At 51.6% G+C, this 16,747-nt stretch carries 16 protein-coding genes; 13 read left to right on the plus strand and 3 right to left on the minus strand.

All coding sequences use genetic code 11. The annotated features are described in order from the left end of the window. The 8 genes from BFW38_RS04740 to sthA all read left to right on the plus strand — a co-directional run bounded on the left by BFW38_RS04740 (window position 1) and on the right by sthA (window position 7,762). Window positions 1-1,206, plus strand: a complete 1,206-nt coding sequence (locus tag BFW38_RS04740) for an NADH:ubiquinone reductase (Na(+)-transporting) subunit B (RefSeq protein WP_068997351.1) — start codon at window positions 1-3, stop codon at window positions 1,204-1,206. Beyond that, window positions 1,199-1,984, plus strand: a complete 786-nt coding sequence (locus tag BFW38_RS04745) for a Na(+)-translocating NADH-quinone reductase subunit C (RefSeq protein ID WP_068997352.1) — start codon at window positions 1,199-1,201, stop codon at window positions 1,982-1,984. The genes BFW38_RS04740 and BFW38_RS04745 overlap by 8 nt, the downstream gene beginning before the upstream one ends. A 2-nt stretch (window positions 1,985-1,986) precedes the next feature. Continuing rightward, window positions 1,987-2,655 (plus strand): NADH:ubiquinone reductase (Na(+)-transporting) subunit D, encoded by a 669-nt coding sequence (locus BFW38_RS04750; protein WP_068997353.1) that lies wholly within the window; start codon window positions 1,987-1,989, stop codon window positions 2,653-2,655. A gap of 3 nt (window positions 2,656-2,658) precedes the next feature. Continuing rightward, the gene (nqrE, locus tag BFW38_RS04755; RefSeq protein WP_068997354.1) at window positions 2,659-3,279 is read left to right on the plus strand and encodes an NADH:ubiquinone reductase (Na(+)-transporting) subunit E; all 621 of its coding nucleotides are present in this window, start codon (window positions 2,659-2,661) and stop codon (window positions 3,277-3,279) included. Window positions 3,280-3,311: 32 nt separating this feature from the next. Continuing rightward, window positions 3,312-4,547, plus strand: coding sequence for an NADH:ubiquinone reductase (Na(+)-transporting) subunit F (gene nqrF / locus BFW38_RS04760; protein ID WP_068997355.1), 1,236 nt, complete (start codon window positions 3,312-3,314; stop codon window positions 4,545-4,547). Then, window positions 4,547-5,644: an FAD:protein FMN transferase gene (locus BFW38_RS04765; protein ID WP_218186360.1), complete on the plus strand. Its 1,098-nt coding sequence runs from the start codon at window positions 4,547-4,549 to the stop codon at window positions 5,642-5,644. The genes nqrF and BFW38_RS04765 overlap by 1 nt, the downstream gene beginning before the upstream one ends. Window positions 5,645-5,765: 121 nt before the next feature. Further along, on the plus strand, window positions 5,766-6,011 hold the full coding sequence (nqrM, locus tag BFW38_RS04770) for a (Na+)-NQR maturation NqrM (RefSeq protein ID WP_068997356.1): 246 nt from the start codon (window positions 5,766-5,768) through the stop codon (window positions 6,009-6,011). A 359-nt stretch (window positions 6,012-6,370) separates the two neighbouring features. Continuing rightward, window positions 6,371-7,762 (plus strand): Si-specific NAD(P)(+) transhydrogenase, encoded by a 1,392-nt coding sequence (gene sthA, locus BFW38_RS04775; protein ID WP_068997357.1) that lies wholly within the window; start codon window positions 6,371-6,373, stop codon window positions 7,760-7,762. Window positions 7,763-7,934: 172 nt separating this feature from the next. On the opposite strand, the gene BFW38_RS04780 is transcribed toward sthA, so the two are convergent. Beyond that, window positions 7,935-8,798, minus strand: coding sequence for a DNA replication terminus site-binding protein (locus tag BFW38_RS04780; RefSeq protein WP_068997358.1), 864 nt, complete (start codon window positions 8,796-8,798; stop codon window positions 7,935-7,937). Window positions 8,799-8,905: 107 nt separating this feature from the next. After that, window positions 8,906-9,946 carry an agmatine deiminase family protein gene (locus BFW38_RS04785; RefSeq protein WP_068997359.1) on the minus strand — a complete coding sequence of 347 codons (1,041 nt, stop codon included), beginning with the start codon at window positions 9,944-9,946 and terminating at the stop codon, window positions 8,906-8,908. A gap of 326 nt (window positions 9,947-10,272) precedes the next feature. On the opposite strand from BFW38_RS04785, the gene BFW38_RS04790 reads away from it, so the two are divergent. Further along, a complete protein-coding gene (locus BFW38_RS04790; protein WP_068997360.1) occupies window positions 10,273-11,514 on the plus strand; it encodes a lipoprotein-releasing ABC transporter permease subunit in 1,242 nt (413 codons plus the stop codon). Further along, entirely contained in the window at window positions 11,507-12,208 is a 702-nt protein-coding gene (gene lolD / locus BFW38_RS04795) for a lipoprotein-releasing ABC transporter ATP-binding protein LolD (protein ID WP_068997361.1), read from the plus strand. The genes BFW38_RS04790 and lolD overlap by 8 nt, the downstream gene beginning before the upstream one ends. Window positions 12,209-12,285: 77 nt before the next feature. Here lolD and BFW38_RS04800 read toward each other — a convergent pair whose 3' ends face one another. Next, the gene (locus BFW38_RS04800; RefSeq protein WP_068997362.1) at window positions 12,286-12,846 is read right to left on the minus strand and encodes a DUF2062 domain-containing protein; all 561 of its coding nucleotides are present in this window, start codon (window positions 12,844-12,846) and stop codon (window positions 12,286-12,288) included. A 240-nt stretch (window positions 12,847-13,086) separates the two neighbouring features. On the opposite strand from BFW38_RS04800, the gene BFW38_RS04810 reads away from it, so the two are divergent. From BFW38_RS04810 to BFW38_RS04820, 3 genes are all read left to right on the plus strand, one after another. Beyond that, the gene (locus BFW38_RS04810) at window positions 13,087-15,366 is read left to right on the plus strand and encodes a DNA internalization-related competence protein ComEC/Rec2 (protein ID WP_175400932.1); all 2,280 of its coding nucleotides are present in this window, start codon (window positions 13,087-13,089) and stop codon (window positions 15,364-15,366) included. Window positions 15,367-15,588: 222 nt separating this feature from the next. Beyond that, window positions 15,589-16,239, plus strand: a complete 651-nt coding sequence (locus BFW38_RS04815; RefSeq protein ID WP_068997365.1) for a MotA/TolQ/ExbB proton channel family protein — start codon at window positions 15,589-15,591, stop codon at window positions 16,237-16,239. A 36-nt stretch (window positions 16,240-16,275) separates the two neighbouring features. Beyond that, window positions 16,276-16,719 (plus strand): ExbD/TolR family protein, encoded by a 444-nt coding sequence (locus tag BFW38_RS04820; RefSeq protein WP_068997366.1) that lies wholly within the window; start codon window positions 16,276-16,278, stop codon window positions 16,717-16,719. The last annotated feature ends 28 nt before the right edge of the window (window positions 16,720-16,747 follow it).

Raw genomic sequence — 16,747 nt, forward strand, 5'->3', positions numbered from 1 at the left:
ATGGGCATCCGACAGATCCTCGATAATATGGAACCGCACTTTCATAAGGGCGGTAAATACGAGAAGTGGTACGCTCTGTTTGAAGCAGTCGATACCATTTTCTATACCCCACCGAGTGTCACTCGCACAACAGCTCATGTTCGTGACGGCATTGACCTGAAGCGGATTATGATCACGGTGTGGTTCTGCACCTTCCCGGCGATGTTCTTCGGGATGTGGAACACGGGTTATCAAGCGAACCTAGCGATTGCCGATGGCTATGGCGTTATGGAAGGTTGGCGTGAATCGCTGATTGCCTTGTTCGGTGCGGCGAGCCATGACCCGAATAGTGGCTGGGATAACTTTGTTCTAGGCGCTGCTTACTTCTTGCCGATCTACCTGGTCACTTTTGTGGTGGGTGGCTTCTGGGAAGTGTTGTTCGCCATGCGTCGTGGCCATGAAGTCAATGAAGGCTTCTTTGTGACATCAGTGCTGTTTGCATTGACACTGCCTTCGACGATTCCGCTCTGGCAGGTTGCGTTGGGCATCAGCTTTGGTGTGATTATCGGTAAAGAAGTGTTTGGGGGAACTGGCAAGAACTTCCTGAACCCCGCACTGACTGGCCGTGCATTCCTTTACTTCGCTTATCCAGCACAAATCTCTGGGGACTCCGTTTGGGTTGCCGCAGATGGTTATACGGGGGCAACAGCACTGTCATCCGCTTACCAAGATGGGATGTCGGCACTGACTCAACACTACAGCTGGTGGGATGCCTTTGTCGGCACTATCCCCGGCTCTATGGGTGAGGTGTCAACGTTAGCCATTTTGATCGGGGGCGCGGTTCTGTTGGTAATGGGTATTGCCTCCTGGCGTATTGTCAGTGGTGTCTTCCTGGGTATGGCCGCGACTGCGTTGCTGTTTAATGCGATTGGTTCTGAAACCAATGCCATGTTTGCGATGCCATTCTACTGGCACCTGGTGTTGGGCGGCTTTGCTTTCGGGATGATCTTCATGGCCACTGACCCCGTGTCAGCGTCTATGACCAATACCGGTAAATGGTTCTTCGGTGCGTTGATTGGCATCATGACGGTGTTGATTCGTGTCGTGAATCCGGCCTTCCCAGAGGGCATTATGTTGGCAATTCTGTTTGCTAACTTGTTTGCACCGCTGATCGACCATTTTGTGGTCGAGGCCAACATCAAGCGGAGGATGCAGCGCAATGGCTAAAAGTAACGATACCATCAGCAAAACGCTGATCGTGGCATTCCTGCTGTGTATTGTCTGTGCTGTGGTCGTGGCGGGTTCTGCGGTCGCATTGAAGCCGCAGCAGGTGAAAAATAAAGAGCTGGACCGACGCAGTAATATTCTGCTCGCGGCGGGTCTGCTTGAGCCTAACCAAGTGACTGCGGATAAAGTCACTGAGCTGTTCAAAAAAGTCACGGTCAAAGCAGTTGACTTGCGCACCGGCGAGTTTACCGATGCGGTTAACCCTGACAGCTACAATCAGATGAAAGCCGCGTCTGATCCGGATATGTCGAAAGTCCTGAAGAATGATCCGGCCGGTATTAAACGACGCGAAAACATCTCATTGGTTTATCTGATAGGCAATGTTGATCATCCGGACAAAATTATTTTGCCGGTACGCGGCTATGGCCTCTGGTCGACAATGTACGGTTTCCTTGCCCTCGAAGGGGATGCGAATACCGTGGCCGGTTTTGGCTTCTATCAGCAAGGGGAAACGCCTGGACTGGGTGGGGAAGTGGATAACCCCAATTGGAAAGCCTTATGGCCAGGTAAAGAAATCTATGCTGACAACAGCATGGATCCTGAAATCCATTTGGTTAAGGGTGGCGTGTCGCCGCAGACGCCAAATGCTGAGAACAAGGTGGATGCTTTGGCTGGGGCGACTTTGACCAGCCGTGGGGTCACACACTTGCTACAGTATTGGCTGGGTCGCGACGGTTTCGGGCCCTTCCTCGAGAAATATCGATCTGAGGGAGCGTAACAATGGCTGCTGATACTCCGAAAAGCGTTATTCTGACGCCCGTCTTTAAAAATAACCCGATTGCATTACAGATTCTTGGGATCTGCTCTGCATTGGCGGTGACGTCCAACCTGAATACAGCGTTAGTCATGGGGATTGCGGTCACGGTGGTGACTGCGTTTTCGAATTTCTTTGTGTCATTAATTCGAACTCAAATCCCTTCCAGCATCCGTATCATCGTGCAAATGACCATCATTGCCTCTCTGGTTATCGTGGTGGATCAGGTGTTGCGTGCTTATGCCTACGATATCTCTAAACAGTTATCTGTTTTCGTCGGGTTGATCATCACTAACTGTATCGTCATGGGTCGTGCTGAAGCCTATGCGATGAAAAATGGTCCGGTGATGTCTTTCCTGGATGGTGTCGGTAATGGGCTGGGTTATGCCGTTATCCTGCTATTGGTCGGTACCTTCCGTGAGTTGCTGGGATCTGGCAGCTTGTTCGGCCTGGAAATTCTGACACTTGAGAAAAATGGTGGTTGGTATGTGCCCAACGGGCTGATGCTGCTGCCGCCCTCGGCTTTCTTTATTATTGGGTTGCTGATCTGGGGCCTACGCACTTGGCGTCCGGATCAGAATGAAGCCAATGAGTTCAAGATTGCGCCGAATACTAAATCTCAGGAGGCGATGTAAGTCATGTTAGAACACTTTATCTCACTGTTTGTGAAGGCCGTGTTCGTTGAAAACATGGCCTTGGCCTTCTTCCTGGGGATGTGTACTTTCTTGGCCGTGTCCAAGAAGCTCCAGGCTGCGATTGGTCTCGGCGTTGCCGTGGTGGTTGTTTTGGCCATTACGGTGCCGGTGAATAACCTGATCTTCAACCTGCTGTTGCGTGAAGGGGCCCTGAGCTGGACCGGCATCGAAGGTGCTGACTCCATTGATCTGTCATTCCTGGGCTACCTGAGCTATATCGGTGTTATTGCAGCGATTGTTCAGATCCTGGAGATGTTCCTGGATAAGTTCGTGCCTGCTCTCTATAACGCGCTTGGGGTTTTCCTGCCGCTGATCACTGTGAACTGCGCCATCATGGGGGCCTCGCTCTTTATGGTGGAGCGTGACTACACCTTTGGTGAGTCTTTGGTGTATGGCATCGGTGCAGGTGTTGGCTGGGCGTTGGCCATTGTGGCTCTGGCTGGCATTCGAGAAAAACTCAAATACAGCGATGTGCCGGTGGGCCTGCAGGGATTGGGCATTACCTTTATCACGGTAGGCCTGATGTCTTTGGGCTTTATGTCTTTCTCCGGTGTCCAGCTGTAAGGCGCGGCAGATCAGATTAAAGGTGACCGAATATGGTAGGTTCTGAAGTCATTCTGCTGGGTGTGGTGATGTTTACCGTGATCGTGATTTCACTGGTCATGGTGATCCTTGCTGCTCGCAGCCAACTGGTCAGCTCCGGGGATGTCACGATTGAAATTAATGGTGATCCTGAGAGCACAGTGACCACTGCCGCGGGCGGGAAACTCCTGACAACGCTGGCAGCCAACGGTATTTTCTTATCCTCAGCGTGTGGTGGTGGTGGCTCTTGTGCCCAGTGCCGCTGTCGCGTCATGGACGGTGGTGGCTCTATTCTGCCGACAGAAGAGTCTGCGTTCACTATGGGTGAGCGCAAGGCCAACTGGCGTCTGGCCTGTCAGGTGCCGGTGAAGCAGGATATGAAGATTGAAGTGCCGGAAGAAGTCTTTGGGGTGAAAAAATGGGAGTGCACCGTGCGCTCTAACCCCAATGTGGCAACTTTTATCAAAGAGCTGACGCTGGAATTGCCGGAAGGTGAAGAAGTGGCTTTCCGCGCAGGGGGCTATGTGCAGTTAGAAGCGCCGCCCCATACCGTGCACTATAAGGATTTCCAGATTCAGGAAGAGTTCCGAGGTGATTGGGATAAGTTTAACCTTTGGAAGTTCACTTCCAAGGTGGATGAAACCGTTATCCGTGCTTATTCCATGGCGAACTATCCTGAAGAGAAGGGGCTGCTGAAGTTTAATATTCGTGTGGCCTCTCCGCCGCCTGGAAAAGACGATGTGCCGCCGGGGCAGATGTCCTCTTGGGTCTTTAGTTTGACCAAAGGCGATAAAGTGACCGTTTATGGGCCGTTTGGTGAGTTCTTTGCCAAAGAAACTGAAGCTGAAATGGTCTTTATCGGTGGTGGTGCGGGCATGGCGCCGATGCGATCTCATATCTTTGATCAGCTCAAGCGCCTTCACTCTAAACGCAAGATCTCTTTCTGGTATGGGGCTCGCTCTTACCGTGAGGCCTTCTATATTGAAGACTTCGACCATCTCCAGGAAGAAAACGAGAACTTTGAATGGCATCTCGCCTTGTCTGATCCTTTGCCAGAAGATAATTGGGAAGGGCCGACTGGGTTCATTCATAACGTCTTGTTTGAGAATTATCTGAAAGATCATCCGGCGCCTGAAGATTGTGAGTTTTACATGTGTGGGCCGCCCATGATGAACGCCTCTGTCATCAAAATGCTGGTAGACCTCGGGGTCGAGCATGACAATATCTTATTGGATGATTTCGGCGGCTAATGATGACTAAGGCAGGCGCATACCGCTTGCTACGTTCAGGGCTGGTCCTTATAGGGCTGGCCCTGTTCGTTGCAGGGTGTAGCGCTGAATCTGAAGGCCCCCAGATTCAGCGATTTGAAGGCCAGATTATGGGGACCTACTATCATGTCGCCGTGGTTGGACAGCGGGATGAACAAGCCCTATCTGAGCTGGCGGATCAGGTGCATGAGGTATTAGCCGATGTTGACCATAAGATGTCGACATGGAAGCCTGATTCAGAACTGTCTCGCTTTAATCGTGCTCCGGCTGATCAGTGGTTCAATGTCTCTCAGGAGACCTATCATGTGGTCGCTGAGGCGCAGCGAATTGCCGATCTGACACAGGGTCGGTATGACGTGACGGTTGAGCCATTGGTCAACCTTTGGGGATTTGGTCCTGACCGTCATCCAGATCGTGTTCCTAGTGATACCGAGATCCAGCAGGCATTTAAGAAGATCGGTTATACCCATTTGACGCTTGACCCTAGTGGTCCCATGTTGCGTAAAGAAGTGTCGGGGCTGGAAGTAGATTTATCCTCGATCGCCAAAGGTTATGGTGTGGATCAGGTGGCCGACTGGCTGGAGTCTCACGGTATTCATGACTATCTTGTTGAAGTGGGTGGAGAGATTCGCGCCAGTGGTGAGCGCCCAGGCTTGTCTCAAGGTGAGGGGGTGATCCCTTGGCGTATCGGTATTGAACGACCGGTATCGTCCTCTCAATCCATTCAATTGGTCGTGCCGGTGAGTCATTACGCAGTGGCGACATCGGGAGATTATCGTAACTACTTTGAAGAAGACGGTGTGCGCTATTCTCATACCATTGATCCGGCGACAGGACGGCCGATCACACATCGTTTGGCCTCCGTCACGGTCGTGACCAAAAGCTGCATGACTGCTGATGCCTGGGCGACAGCTTTGACGGTATTGGGTGATCAGGCCGGTATGGCGTTGGCCGAGCAGGAAAACTTATCTGTTTATATGATTGTCAAAACAGATGACGGCTTTAAAGTCGAGATGTCATCGGCTTTTAAAAAGCAGTTCTCAGAGGCGTTGGTGGCTCATCAAAAAGCCCAGCCTTGAACCAATACGTTATCTTCCGAAGTCTTGGCATCTATCATCGATGCTGTTGCTTAGCCGAAGATAATATGACTTTGCAGACGATAACGTCACAGCATCTGAAAAGGATGCAGGAGTAAAGATCATGCAAACCTTATGGCTGACATTGCTAGCCTTGGCCGTGATTATGTTGATCATGTCGGTCGGTGTTTTGATGGGGCGTAAACCCATCGCCGGTTCATGCGGGGGAATGAGCGCCTTGGGCATGGAAACCGAATGTGATGTCTGTGGTGGTGATAAGCAAGTCTGTGAAACTGAACAGCAAAAGCGCCTTAAAGGCGAGCCTTCTGCTTTTGATTCTGACCTTGCGCACGATGCAACACGCTCATAATCACCATAAAGGCCGGTCTTGAAACCGGCCTTATTGATTTATATTGGCCTTATATTTATTGGCTTTTTATGTCACTGATTTGGTGAGTTAATCGTCTCTTGTTACCGTTGTTTTTGAACTGTCTTGCTGACACTGTCTTATTGAAATGGTTTTGGCGCTTGGTGACCGAGATGTCTCATTGGACGTTCTTTCTCATTGGGTGTTCTTTAATGCGGCTAATGGTGATGAGAAGCCGATTGTAATGAGACCATTGTGAGTGGCATGCGTATAATGGTCATTTTATGACAGACGATTAAAGATCTCATACCCAGCGAGCGGTATGAGTCAAAGTATATTGTTTTAGGGGAGCATAACGGCTGATGGCTGTATACAACTATGATGTTGTCGTGATTGGAACCGGGCCTGCCGGTGAAGGCGCTGCCATGAACGCGGCTAAAAATGGTAAACGTGTCGCGGTCATTGAGGCCCAGCAGCAGGTCGGGGGAAACTGTACTCATAAAGGCACGATCCCTTCCAAGGCATTGCGCCATTCGGTTAAGCAAATTATGCAGTTCAATACCCACCGAATGTTCCGTGATATTGGTGAGCCTCGCTGGTTCTCTTTCCCCAAAGTATTGGAACGTTCGCAGCGGGTGATTGAAAAGCAGGTTCAGTTACGGACAGGCTTTTATGCGCGCAACCGAGTGGATGTCTTTTTTGGGCATGCACGCTTTGTCGATCCTAATACTGTCGAAGTGCGTGATAGCCACGGCGTTGAGTTCTTGAAAGCGCAAAAAGTGGTGATTGCCACTGGGTCACGGCCCTATCGCCCGGCAGATGTTAATTTTGAGCACCCACGTATTTACTGTTCCGACAGTATCTTAACGCTCTCACATACCCCGCGCAGCCTGATTATTTATGGCGCGGGTGTGATTGGTAGCGAATATGCCTCTATCTTCTCTGGTCTGGGCGTTAAAGTGGACTTGATTGATAACCGTGATCGGTTGCTTTCATTCCTTGATGATGAAATTTCAGACGCGCTGTCTTATCACTTACGCAACAACGGTGTGCTGATTCGTCATAACGAAGAATACGAAAAAGTTGAGACTGTTGATCAAGGCGTTGTGCTGCACCTGAAAAGTGGTAAAAAGCTCAAGGCGGATGCTTTCCTCTGGTGTAATGGCCGTTCAGGGAATACACAGGACCTGGGGCTTGAGCATATTGGTCTTGAGCCTAATTCACGTGGCCAACTTAAAGTGGATGATCATTATCGCACTGAAGTTGATCATATTTATGCGGTCGGTGATGTCATTGGTTGGCCGAGCCTGGCTTCTGCGGCCTATGACCAAGGGCGTTCTGCTTCTTCTGACTTCCTGGAAGATGAAGATTTCCGTTTCATTGATGATGTCCCCACGGGGATCTATACCATTCCCGAAATCAGCTCTATCGGGAAAACCGAACGTGAATTGACTGAAGCTCAGATCCCTTATGAAGTGGGACAGGCTTTCTTTAAAACCTTAGCGCGTGCACAGATTACCGGTGAAACGGCGGGGATGTTGAAGATCCTTTTCCATCGTGAAACGTTGGAAGTGCTCGGGATTCACTGCTTTGGTGACCAAGCCTCCGAAATCGTCCATATCGGCCAAGCCATTATGCATCAGAAAGGCGAGGCCAATACGTTGAAGTACTTCGTCAACACCACGTTCAATTATCCGACCATGGCTGAAGCCTACCGGGTTGCGGCTATTAATGGTTTAAATCGTGTTTTCTGATGCGATGAGATGAGGCGATTTTACTTTCAGTTTCACTTCAGTCTGTTGTGCCTATACTGAAGTTGATCAGGGTAAAGTCGTCATTGCAGCGTTAACCGCCTCCGTTTTGTGAGGCGGTTTTTTTATTTCGCTCGAGGTTTTAGGGGCATGCCATTGATCAATCGATGCGAACTTATTGATCGCGATAACGGTAGACACGCACCGAGGGGAGGAACGCCTCATCTTCGAGTTGGTTATCGCGCCGACGTTGTCGTTGCCGGGCGCTAGGCGGTTCTAGCGCGGGTTGGTTATGAAAAGGTAACTGCTCATCAGGGGATAGCACAAAAATCGGTAAGGCCACATTCATCGCTTTGCGGTCTCGGCCCTCTTCTTGCGGCTCTTGGTAAAAGAGATTGGCACGCATCAAAGGGGCTTGTGTTTGGACCTGGGCTAAGGGTTCGCTACTGGGAATGCCTGCTAAGCGTTGACGCTGAATTTGAATGTGCGGGGCCTCGTCATTGTATTGGCAAAGCAGCTGGTCGGCCTGCTGGACCGTGATTTTTCGGATACTACGGCCGCTGCTATACCAACTAAACCTGATTTGCTTTAAGGGCGCTCGAACGACCGCTAATTGCCGCCAAGCTTGCTTCAAATGTAATCGTGCCAGACCTGAGGCCATCATATGCTGATGTAATGCCTGATGTCTCTCTGCCAGTCGGCTGCGGGCCTCACTGAGCAGATCAGGGTTCTTACGCCGAATTACATCAATGGCCTCTTTAAACGATTGCTTGCAGTGATTCACCCCTTCGGCTTGCTGCATCAAGGCTTCACTGGCAGCGACAATGCCAACATGGCTGCGAGTTGCTCGCCCGTCTTGCCCTTCCTCATACCAAATATCCAGCAGAGCACGTGCAGCGGCATGATGAGGGGCTTGTTCGTCATTGAGCATCCAGACTTGTGGATTTTGCTGATCGAGTGCCTCAGCCATTGTCAGCAGTGATTGCACCAGCATATTAAAACTGGAATCGAGCTGACTGAGTAATCGATACTCTGACATCGTATGATCTCTTTATACCGTTATCTTTTGATGCGCTTGAGCATCGCACAACCCCCCGCCGTGTTCAACATTAAACCGCTGAGGCTGAGGGTATTGATTGGCACGGGTTACAGTTTGAGTGTTCCTGTGGGTAGCTGCATGGTCAGGCAGTGCAAGCTGCCATGCTGTTGAACCACAATACGGGCATCTATACCGATAATGTCATGAGCAGGAAAAGCCGTTTTTAACGCCGCTACAGCGTCGGCATCACATTCTGGATCATGGTGAGTGGGCATGATCACCGCTCCGTTAATGATGAGAAAGTTCGCATAGGTGGCCGGTAAGCGGTAGTGATCCTCTGGATGATATAACGCGGGTGCCATAGGCAAGGGGATTAACCGGTAGGGGTCGCCATTGGCCGTGGTAAAGGCTTCCAGTTCAGCCTCCATTTGTTTTAGCGGACCATAATGCGGATCTTCAGGATCATCACAAGTCACATAAGCAATCGTGTGTTCATCACAGAATCGAGCCAGGGTATCAATATGGCTATCGGTATCGTCGCCTTCAAGGTAACCATGATGCAGCCAAAGGAAACGTTCGATTCCCATATGCTCGCTTAAATAGTGCTCAATCTGTGCCTGAGACCAGGAAGGGTTTCGATTGGGGTTCAGCAGGCAGGCAGACGTGGTTAATAAAGTGCCTCGGCCATCTGTTTCAATCGAGCCGCCTTCAAGTATCAGGTCATGAGTGGACATGGGGCAGGCGAGTAACTGCTGTCGCATTAAGCCTGCGTTTAACGCATTGTCTTGCTCTGCAGGGAATTTGCCGCCCCAACCATTGAAGCCAAAATTTAGCGCATGAGGGGTTTGGTTTTGCATGACGGTGATTGGCCCGTGATCACGCGCCCAAGTGTCGTCGCTGGGTTGGAGGCTGAAGTGTTGATGGGCCGTGGGGACACCCGCTGCAGTCAACGCTTGATTTAGCCGTGTTTGAGTGGCCCAGTTTTGGCAAACAATGAGCAGATGTTGCCGTACGCCGATTTCGGTGGCGAGGTTCAACATGGTGGCTTCAATATGCGGCAGAACGGAAGCCCAATCGCTGTCGGCGTGAGGCCATGTCAGCATTACTGCATCTTGAGGGTGCCATTCGGCGGGTAGAAGGCAGGTCATGAATAGCTCTCCAATACAATAAGTCTCCAACAAAAGCCCTGTATCACAAAAGCCCTATAACAAAAGCCTTATAACAAAAGCCCTATAACAACGGCGCGCTAACAAACGGTTTGGGCCAGGCTAATCGAGATGAGGCCAACAGGCTGTTAATTTAGCTCCATGATAGGCCGCGCAGCACTTTATCAAAGTCTTGTTATCAAAGTCTTGTTATCTGTCCCGTATTCTATCGCTGGTGTTAGCAGATGGAATCCTTACAATGACGTCTGCTTCTTGCATCTTGCTGAAGTTATTTGCTGAAGTCTGTTGCCACTGACTAAGGAGCCCGGATGGCATCCATACCCTTAATGGTTGGCTTGCGCTATACCCGTGCCAAGCGACGTAATCATTTTATCTCTTTTATTTCGATGACCTCCATGATCGGTATGATGCTGGGCGTGGCGGTGTTGATTCTGGTGCTGTCGGTCATGAATGGTTTCGACCATGAGTTGCGACAGCGCATTCTCGGCATGGTGCCGCATACCGCCATTAAACGGGCTGATGGGTTTGCTCAGTGGCATGAGGTGGCCGATCAAATCCGGCAACGTTCGGATGTTCAAGGTGTTGCTCCATTTATCAGTACCCAGGGCATGCTGATGCATTCGGGCTATACGCGTGGAGCTTTGGTCAATGGGATTGACCCTGAGTTGGAAAACCAAGTGTCTATTGTCGGCCATCATCTGAAAAATGGCCTTGAGCTGACTGACCTAAAGCCAGGTCAATATGGGATTATCCTAGGCGACATTCTGGCACGATTCTTAAGGGTTGAAGTGGGCGATAAAGTCACCCTGCTGTTGCCTGAAGCGTCGATTACGCCCGGGGGTATTTTCCCCCGTTTAAAACGTTTTACGGTCATCGGTACTTTTAGTGTCGGGGCTGAGCTTGACAGTAATTTGGCGTATGCCAATTTGAAAGATATGCAGGTGCTCACCCGTTCTGGGGATGGCATCGAAGGGTTACGCCTGAAACTGAATGATCTGTTTAAGGCGCCGCAAATCACCTGGTCGATTTTGCAGGACTTGGGGCCGGGTTACAGTGGGTTAGACTGGACACGAACCCATGGCAACTTGTTCCAGGCCATTCAAATGGAAAAGCGCATGATTGGGCTGCTATTGCTGATCATCGTGGCGGTGGCCGCATTTAATATTGTGTCAACGCTGATCATGGTGGTGACCGATAAGCAATCCGATATCGCCATCTTGCGCACCTTGGGGGCGACGCCTGGCACTATCATGCGTATTTTTATTGTTCAAGGGTTGACCATCGGCGTGATCGGGATTGTATTGGGGGTTTCTCTGGGGGTCGTCTTAGCTTTGACGGTCAGTGATATCGTGGCGTGGATTGAGCAGGTCTTCCATATCCAGTTCCTGGATGCCAACGTCTACTTCATCAGCTATTTACCTTCCCAGCTGGAATGGAGTGATGTTGGTTTTATTACCGCTGCTGCATTATTGCTCAGTGCACTTTCAACCCTTTACCCCGCTTGGCGGGCATCTCGTGTTCAGCCTGCGGAGGCGCTGCGTCATGAATAAATGCGTCATAAATAAAGAGGTCTTGCGCTGTATTGATGTGCACAAAACTTATCAGGAAGGCCCTGAAGATGTCACGGTTTTGCAAGGAGTCGAGTTAAGTGTGCGGTCGGGTGAGCGGGTCGCGATTGTCGGCAGCTCGGGCTCGGGTAAAACCACCTTACTGAATATGTTGGGTGGGCTTGATTTGCCCTCTAAAGGTGAGATTCAGGTGGGGGGCGAAACGCTGGCCCAATTAGGCGAACGTAAGCGCGACCAGATGCGTAATCGCAAGCTGGGGTTTGTTTATCAGTTCCACCATTTGCTGTCAGAGTTTACCGCTAGCGAAAATGTCGCCATGCCGTTACTGATTCGTGGTGTTTCACGGACAGAAGCACAGCAGTCGGCAGAGACCATGTTAACTCGCGTCGGCTTGGGTCAACGTGCTCAGCATAAGCCTGCTGAGTTATCGGGGGGGGAGCGTCAACGTGTGGCGATTGCGCGGGCGTTGGTGACTGATCCGGCCTGTGTTTTGATGGACGAACCGACAGGCAACCTCGACCAGACCACCGCACAGCATATTCAACAGATGATTGTTGAATTGGCGCAAGGGGCAGGTACTGGTTTTGTGATTGTGACACATGATCTGGCGTTGGCCCGCCAGCAGGATCGTATTCTGCAACTGAATCAGGGACGGCTTGAAGCTTTGGCGCTTTAACCGTTATCAAGACTTCTAAAAAACGAAAGCCCCTGAAGTGACATCACTGCAGGGGCTTTCTTGTTGTTGGGCGCTAATTATTTGGCTTCATCAGAAGAGTTTGGCTCAGAGGTTTTAGGCTGTTCGTAACGTTTTTGCTGGCGCTGCTGCCAAGCTCGGGCGACGTGCCAACGCCAAATCAACCGAATGGCAAAGTGGCTCAGCAGGGCAAATACCAGCCCGGCGGCGATCGAACCGGTTAATAGTGGCGGCCAGATATCATTGAACTGGGTCATCATCCAATCCCAAACCCCTTGCGGCGGTTTTTCATGAGGGGGGATGGATAACATCCATGAGCCCAGCACATAGGTCGCATAAAAAATGACGGGCATCGTCAACGGGTTTGTAATCCAGACCAATCCAACAGAAATCGGCAGGTTACAGCGAAGAAAACTGGCTAAAACCGCGGCGGCCACCATCTGAAATGGCATCGGGAGAAATGCACAGAAAATTCCCACGCTAAAAGCCCAGGCAACAGAACGTCGAGTTAACATCCAAAGACTGGGGTCGGCGAGAAAGCGTGCCAAAAAGCGTAATGACTTTTGCTGCTGCAGCTTTTCAGGCTTAGGCATATAGCGCTTGATGAACTTGCGAGGCATGCGAGGCTCGATTCCTATCAGGTATCGGAAAGCCTACATTATGCCTGTCAAAGAAGCGTCAACCAAGCGGCTTCTTCGGTTACGGGTCTACTGTGTTAATGTCATTCGTTCGATCATCCTTTGGTTGATCATCAAAATGAAGTGGGCGTGATGGTTTAATGTGATGCGTGTGGCCAAGCATGATGCCTGGCAGACGTTAAGCTCATGCCGAACTGCCAAGCCATGACGAAAGGAGTCGACATGCACGGCAAAGCCATGATCAGGCATTGGCCGCCCCTATGGCAGGTGACTTTGGGGTTTGCGGCGGGGGTTGGGTTAACGTTATGGCAACCTGAGTGGCCCCCTTTGGAAACCCCTTTATGCCTTTTGGGCCTTGGGCTGGCATTGTTATTACGCCGTTATTGGGGGATCAGTGGTGTTTTCTTAGGCGCGGCTTGGGGGCTCCTGAATCTGGCTTGGCAACTATCCGCTATGCCGGATGTGAGTACTTACCGTCAGCCGGTTGTATTGACCGGGGTGGTGACCCAGCGTTTTGACGGAGACCCTGCTGGCTTTGTCTTACGCGTTGAGCATTGTTTTCAATCATCTGATGTTCCCTGCTCACGGAACGGACATTTTCTTCTGAGCGGTGCCGTTAGGCTCAATTGGTATGCATCGATAACGCCTCCTCGTGAAGGTGAGCGTTGGCGCTTGTCCGTACGATTGAGGCCGTTGCATGGCGCGATCAATCCTGGCGTTATGGAGAATGTGCCGCGACGCTTGGTATCAGGCGAACGGGCACGCGGCTATGTTCCGCGGCATGCCGATGCTCAGCGTTTAAATCCCGCCTCGGGGTGGCGACTTTGGCGGGCCGAGGCGTTACAGGCCTTGCATCAAAAAGGCGCGCAGTGGCCTGCATTACGTTGGGTCAGTGCTCTGGCGCTCGGCCATGGTGAGGCGCTGAGTGACGACGATTGGCAGCTGCTAAGGGAGACTGGCACCGTTCATTTATGGGTGGTATCAGGGCTACATCTTGGGTTGCTGTTTGCTTGTGTTGTTGGGCTTGGCCGCGGGTTGCGCTGGCCTTGGTGGCCCACGCTTGTGATTGGCCTGTGTGTGGCCGGTAGCTTCGCGCTGTTATCGGGCTGGGGGGTCGCTGCGCAACGTGCGTTTTGGATGTTGTGTTTATTGGCCCTGGGATTGTCGGGTTGGCGTGCATTATCGCCCTGGACGGGCATCGCCGTCGCGCTTTGGGGCGTGTTATTGCTGCAGCCATTGGCGATGTTAACAGCTGGATTCTGGTTGTCTTTTGTGGCTGTGGGTCTGCTGATCTGGACTTTTCAGGGGCGTGGGCGCTTACCTTTATGGCGTCAAGCGCTTATCGCTCAATGGGTGATGGCCTGGGGGCTGTTACCTTTTATCGCGGGATATACCGGGCATGTCAGCTGGGTCGCGCCGCTACTGAACCTTATTCTGGTGCCTTTAATGGGCGTGATTTTGCCCGTGGTGCTCGTGGCTTTGGGTCTATGGATGGGCGTGGGCGTTGAATGGGGGCTGCACATGGTCGCCTGGGGGTTTGATGCCTTAATGTCCGGCCTCGCTATCGCCAGCCATGAGCAGCCGGATACCCAGTTAGTGCGATTATGGCCCCTTGCATTAGGGTTATTGGTGTTACTTCCGCCCGGCTTTGCTTTGCGCTGGTTAGCGCCTTGTGGCGTGGTGTTGGCATTTTGGCCAGACACCTTGGGTTCAACAAAGACTGACCACTGGGAAGTGCTTTTTTTTGATGTCGGACAGGGTACAGCCGTGGGCTTAAGGCAAAATCAAGAAATCTTGATTTATGATGTAGGGCCTCGTTACCCCAGTGGTTGGGCCCCTTTGCTGAGACCTTTGCCGGTATGGCAGGGTGCTGATGCTTTACGTCATTTAGTGGTCAGCCATGATGACAATGACCATGCGGGGGCTTTGAGCCCGGTATTGGCGTTGATGTCGCCGGGATTACGGTTGGGAGCGGCAGGCCCGAATGCTCAGGGGTGTTATCCTGCAGGAGTGCAACGCTGGGGCGCGCTCACCTTGTATTGGGTCGGCGGTCCAGCCGCTGGACGGGTTGATAATGCCTCTAGTTGCACCTTGTTGGTGGTAGGGCCCGGCGGTAGTGTGCTGTTGACTGGCGATATCGATCAGGCCACAGAGCAACGCTATCTTGGTTTATGGCAACAATGGCTCGACGGGGAATCCTTGACTGTTTTATTGGCCCCCCATCATGGTAGCCGAACGTCAACTTCGGCGAAGATGCTGACGGCGTTACGTCCGCAATATGCAGTCCATACGGCTGGGTGGCATAATCGCTATGGTCATCCGCATGAGTCAGTGGTCAGACGGTTATCAGCCCACCGGGTTCAGCAATGGCAGACGGGCTTGATGGGCGCGATACGAGTACGTTTCAGCGCTACGTCAGCGTCTGAATGGCAGGCACTGAGGCATCACCAGCAACGTTTGTGGGATTGGGGCTGGCAACGAGTACCGGTGCGTCGTCGTTGAATCGATCCATGTCGCTGCGGTCAAATGGCAGGTGAATTGGATGGGCTCATTTAATAAGTCAATTTAAAAGGCTCATTCAAAAAGGCCAATTAGAAGGCACCCATAAGTCTGATCAATCAAGTCATGCAAGAGATCGACACAATGGGGTCATCACAAAGCCCCTGCCGATTATTTTGATCTTGTGTAAAATCAGCTGGTTACGGTTTGATATGAGGAGTGAATGTGCTGCAGCAAATGCTCGCAGGTGGCAGCCTGGTGGTGGTGTTATTGGGTTGCTCGGTTTTAGCGCTGGCGATTGTGCTGGAACGGTTATGGGCCTTAAGGTCTCAAGCCGTCACGCCCAGAGGGCTTGTGGATCGCGTGCTGGCCCGTCAGATCACCCTCAGTGAACTGCATAAGGGGTCACCATTAGGTCGCGTTTTAGTCGCCGGCTTAATGCGTCGTCGTCATGGCGTTGTGGCCATGCGTGAGGCGATGCAATCGGCGGGTGCTCAAGAGGTGCACCAGCTGGAGCGTTTTCTGAATGCATTAGGCACGGTTGCAACCATTGCACCTTTATTGGGGTTGCTAGGCACCGTCGTGGGGATGATCGAGGTGTTTCAGCAGCTGAATTTGGGCGGCGCAGGACAGCCGCAACAACTTGCTGGAGGCATTGCCAAAGCCTTGGTGACCACTGCGGCGGGATTGGCAGTTGCGATTCCGAGTGTCATTATGCACCGCTTTTTGCTGCGTCGGGTCAGTGATAATGTGGTCGTCCTGGAAGGGGAGGCTCAGCGGTTACTGGAGCGTTTAGGCGTACCCGCACCGGCACGTGAACTGGAGCTTGGGGAGAATACGGATGAAATTCCTACAGGCGATCATAACTGGGAATAGGTTCGATGAGCTGGGCATAATGGGAGAGTCATCAGCATGCAGTTTCGCCGTCAGGCACCAGAACCCGCCAGCTTGAACTTAACCCCACTGATTGATGTGGTGTTTTTGCTGCTGATCTTTTTTATGGTCAGCACAACGTTTCCGTCGTCGCGGATGCAAGTGCAGTTACCCCAAGCTGCATCCGGTCAGGTGCGGCATGAGCCGTCGCCTTGGGTCCTGAGTATTGATGCTCAGGGCCACTTTATGTTGGAGGATCGTCCGCTGAATGATTTAACTGCCTTGTCCCAAGCTTTGAGCGATTACCGTAAACAGGTGGCGCGTGAAGGTGTTGAGGGACAAGCCAAGAGAGCCCCAGTTTTGGAAATTCGCGCAGATAAGCAGGTGCCTTACCAGCGTGTGATTGATGTGCTTGATCTGGCGGCGCAGTTGAATATTCAACAGGTACGATTTGCCACTCAACCGATTCAACCTAGGAATTAGTCCCTTTGAGTCATTCTGATGTTAATCA

This window comes from Terasakiispira papahanaumokuakeensis, assembly GCF_001709345.1.
Lineage (GTDB): Bacteria > Pseudomonadota > Gammaproteobacteria > Pseudomonadales > Halomonadaceae > Terasakiispira > Terasakiispira papahanaumokuakeensis.

Bases quoted from the DNA above. Each gene is read 5' to 3' on its own strand.
- nqrM (WP_068997356.1), top strand. From the start codon at position 5,766: ATGCAAACCTTATGGCTGACATTGCTAGCCTTGGCCGTGATTATGTTG.
- BFW38_RS04780 (WP_068997358.1), bottom strand. From the start codon at position 8,798: ATGTCAGAGTATCGATTACTCAGTCAGCTCGATTCCAGTTTTAATATG.
- nqrE (WP_068997354.1), top strand. From the start codon at position 2,659: ATGTTAGAACACTTTATCTCACTGTTTGTGAAGGCCGTGTTCGTTGAA.
- BFW38_RS04765 (WP_218186360.1), top strand. From the start codon at position 4,547: ATGATGACTAAGGCAGGCGCATACCGCTTGCTACGTTCAGGGCTGGTC.
- BFW38_RS04800 (WP_068997362.1), bottom strand. From the start codon at position 12,846: ATGCCTCGCAAGTTCATCAAGCGCTATATGCCTAAGCCTGAAAAGCTG.
- lolD (WP_068997361.1), top strand. From the start codon at position 11,507: ATGAATAAATGCGTCATAAATAAAGAGGTCTTGCGCTGTATTGATGTG.
- BFW38_RS04790 (WP_068997360.1), top strand. From the start codon at position 10,273: ATGGCATCCATACCCTTAATGGTTGGCTTGCGCTATACCCGTGCCAAG.
- BFW38_RS04810 (WP_175400932.1), top strand. From the start codon at position 13,087: ATGCACGGCAAAGCCATGATCAGGCATTGGCCGCCCCTATGGCAGGTG.
- sthA (WP_068997357.1), top strand. From the start codon at position 6,371: ATGGCTGTATACAACTATGATGTTGTCGTGATTGGAACCGGGCCTGCC.
- BFW38_RS04745 (WP_068997352.1), top strand. From the start codon at position 1,199: ATGGCTAAAAGTAACGATACCATCAGCAAAACGCTGATCGTGGCATTC.
- BFW38_RS04750 (WP_068997353.1), top strand. From the start codon at position 1,987: ATGGCTGCTGATACTCCGAAAAGCGTTATTCTGACGCCCGTCTTTAAA.
- BFW38_RS04820 (WP_068997366.1), top strand. From the start codon at position 16,276: ATGCAGTTTCGCCGTCAGGCACCAGAACCCGCCAGCTTGAACTTAACC.
- BFW38_RS04740 (WP_068997351.1), top strand. From the start codon at position 1: ATGGGCATCCGACAGATCCTCGATAATATGGAACCGCACTTTCATAAG.
- nqrF (WP_068997355.1), top strand. From the start codon at position 3,312: ATGGTAGGTTCTGAAGTCATTCTGCTGGGTGTGGTGATGTTTACCGTG.
- BFW38_RS04785 (WP_068997359.1), bottom strand. From the start codon at position 9,946: ATGACCTGCCTTCTACCCGCCGAATGGCACCCTCAAGATGCAGTAATG.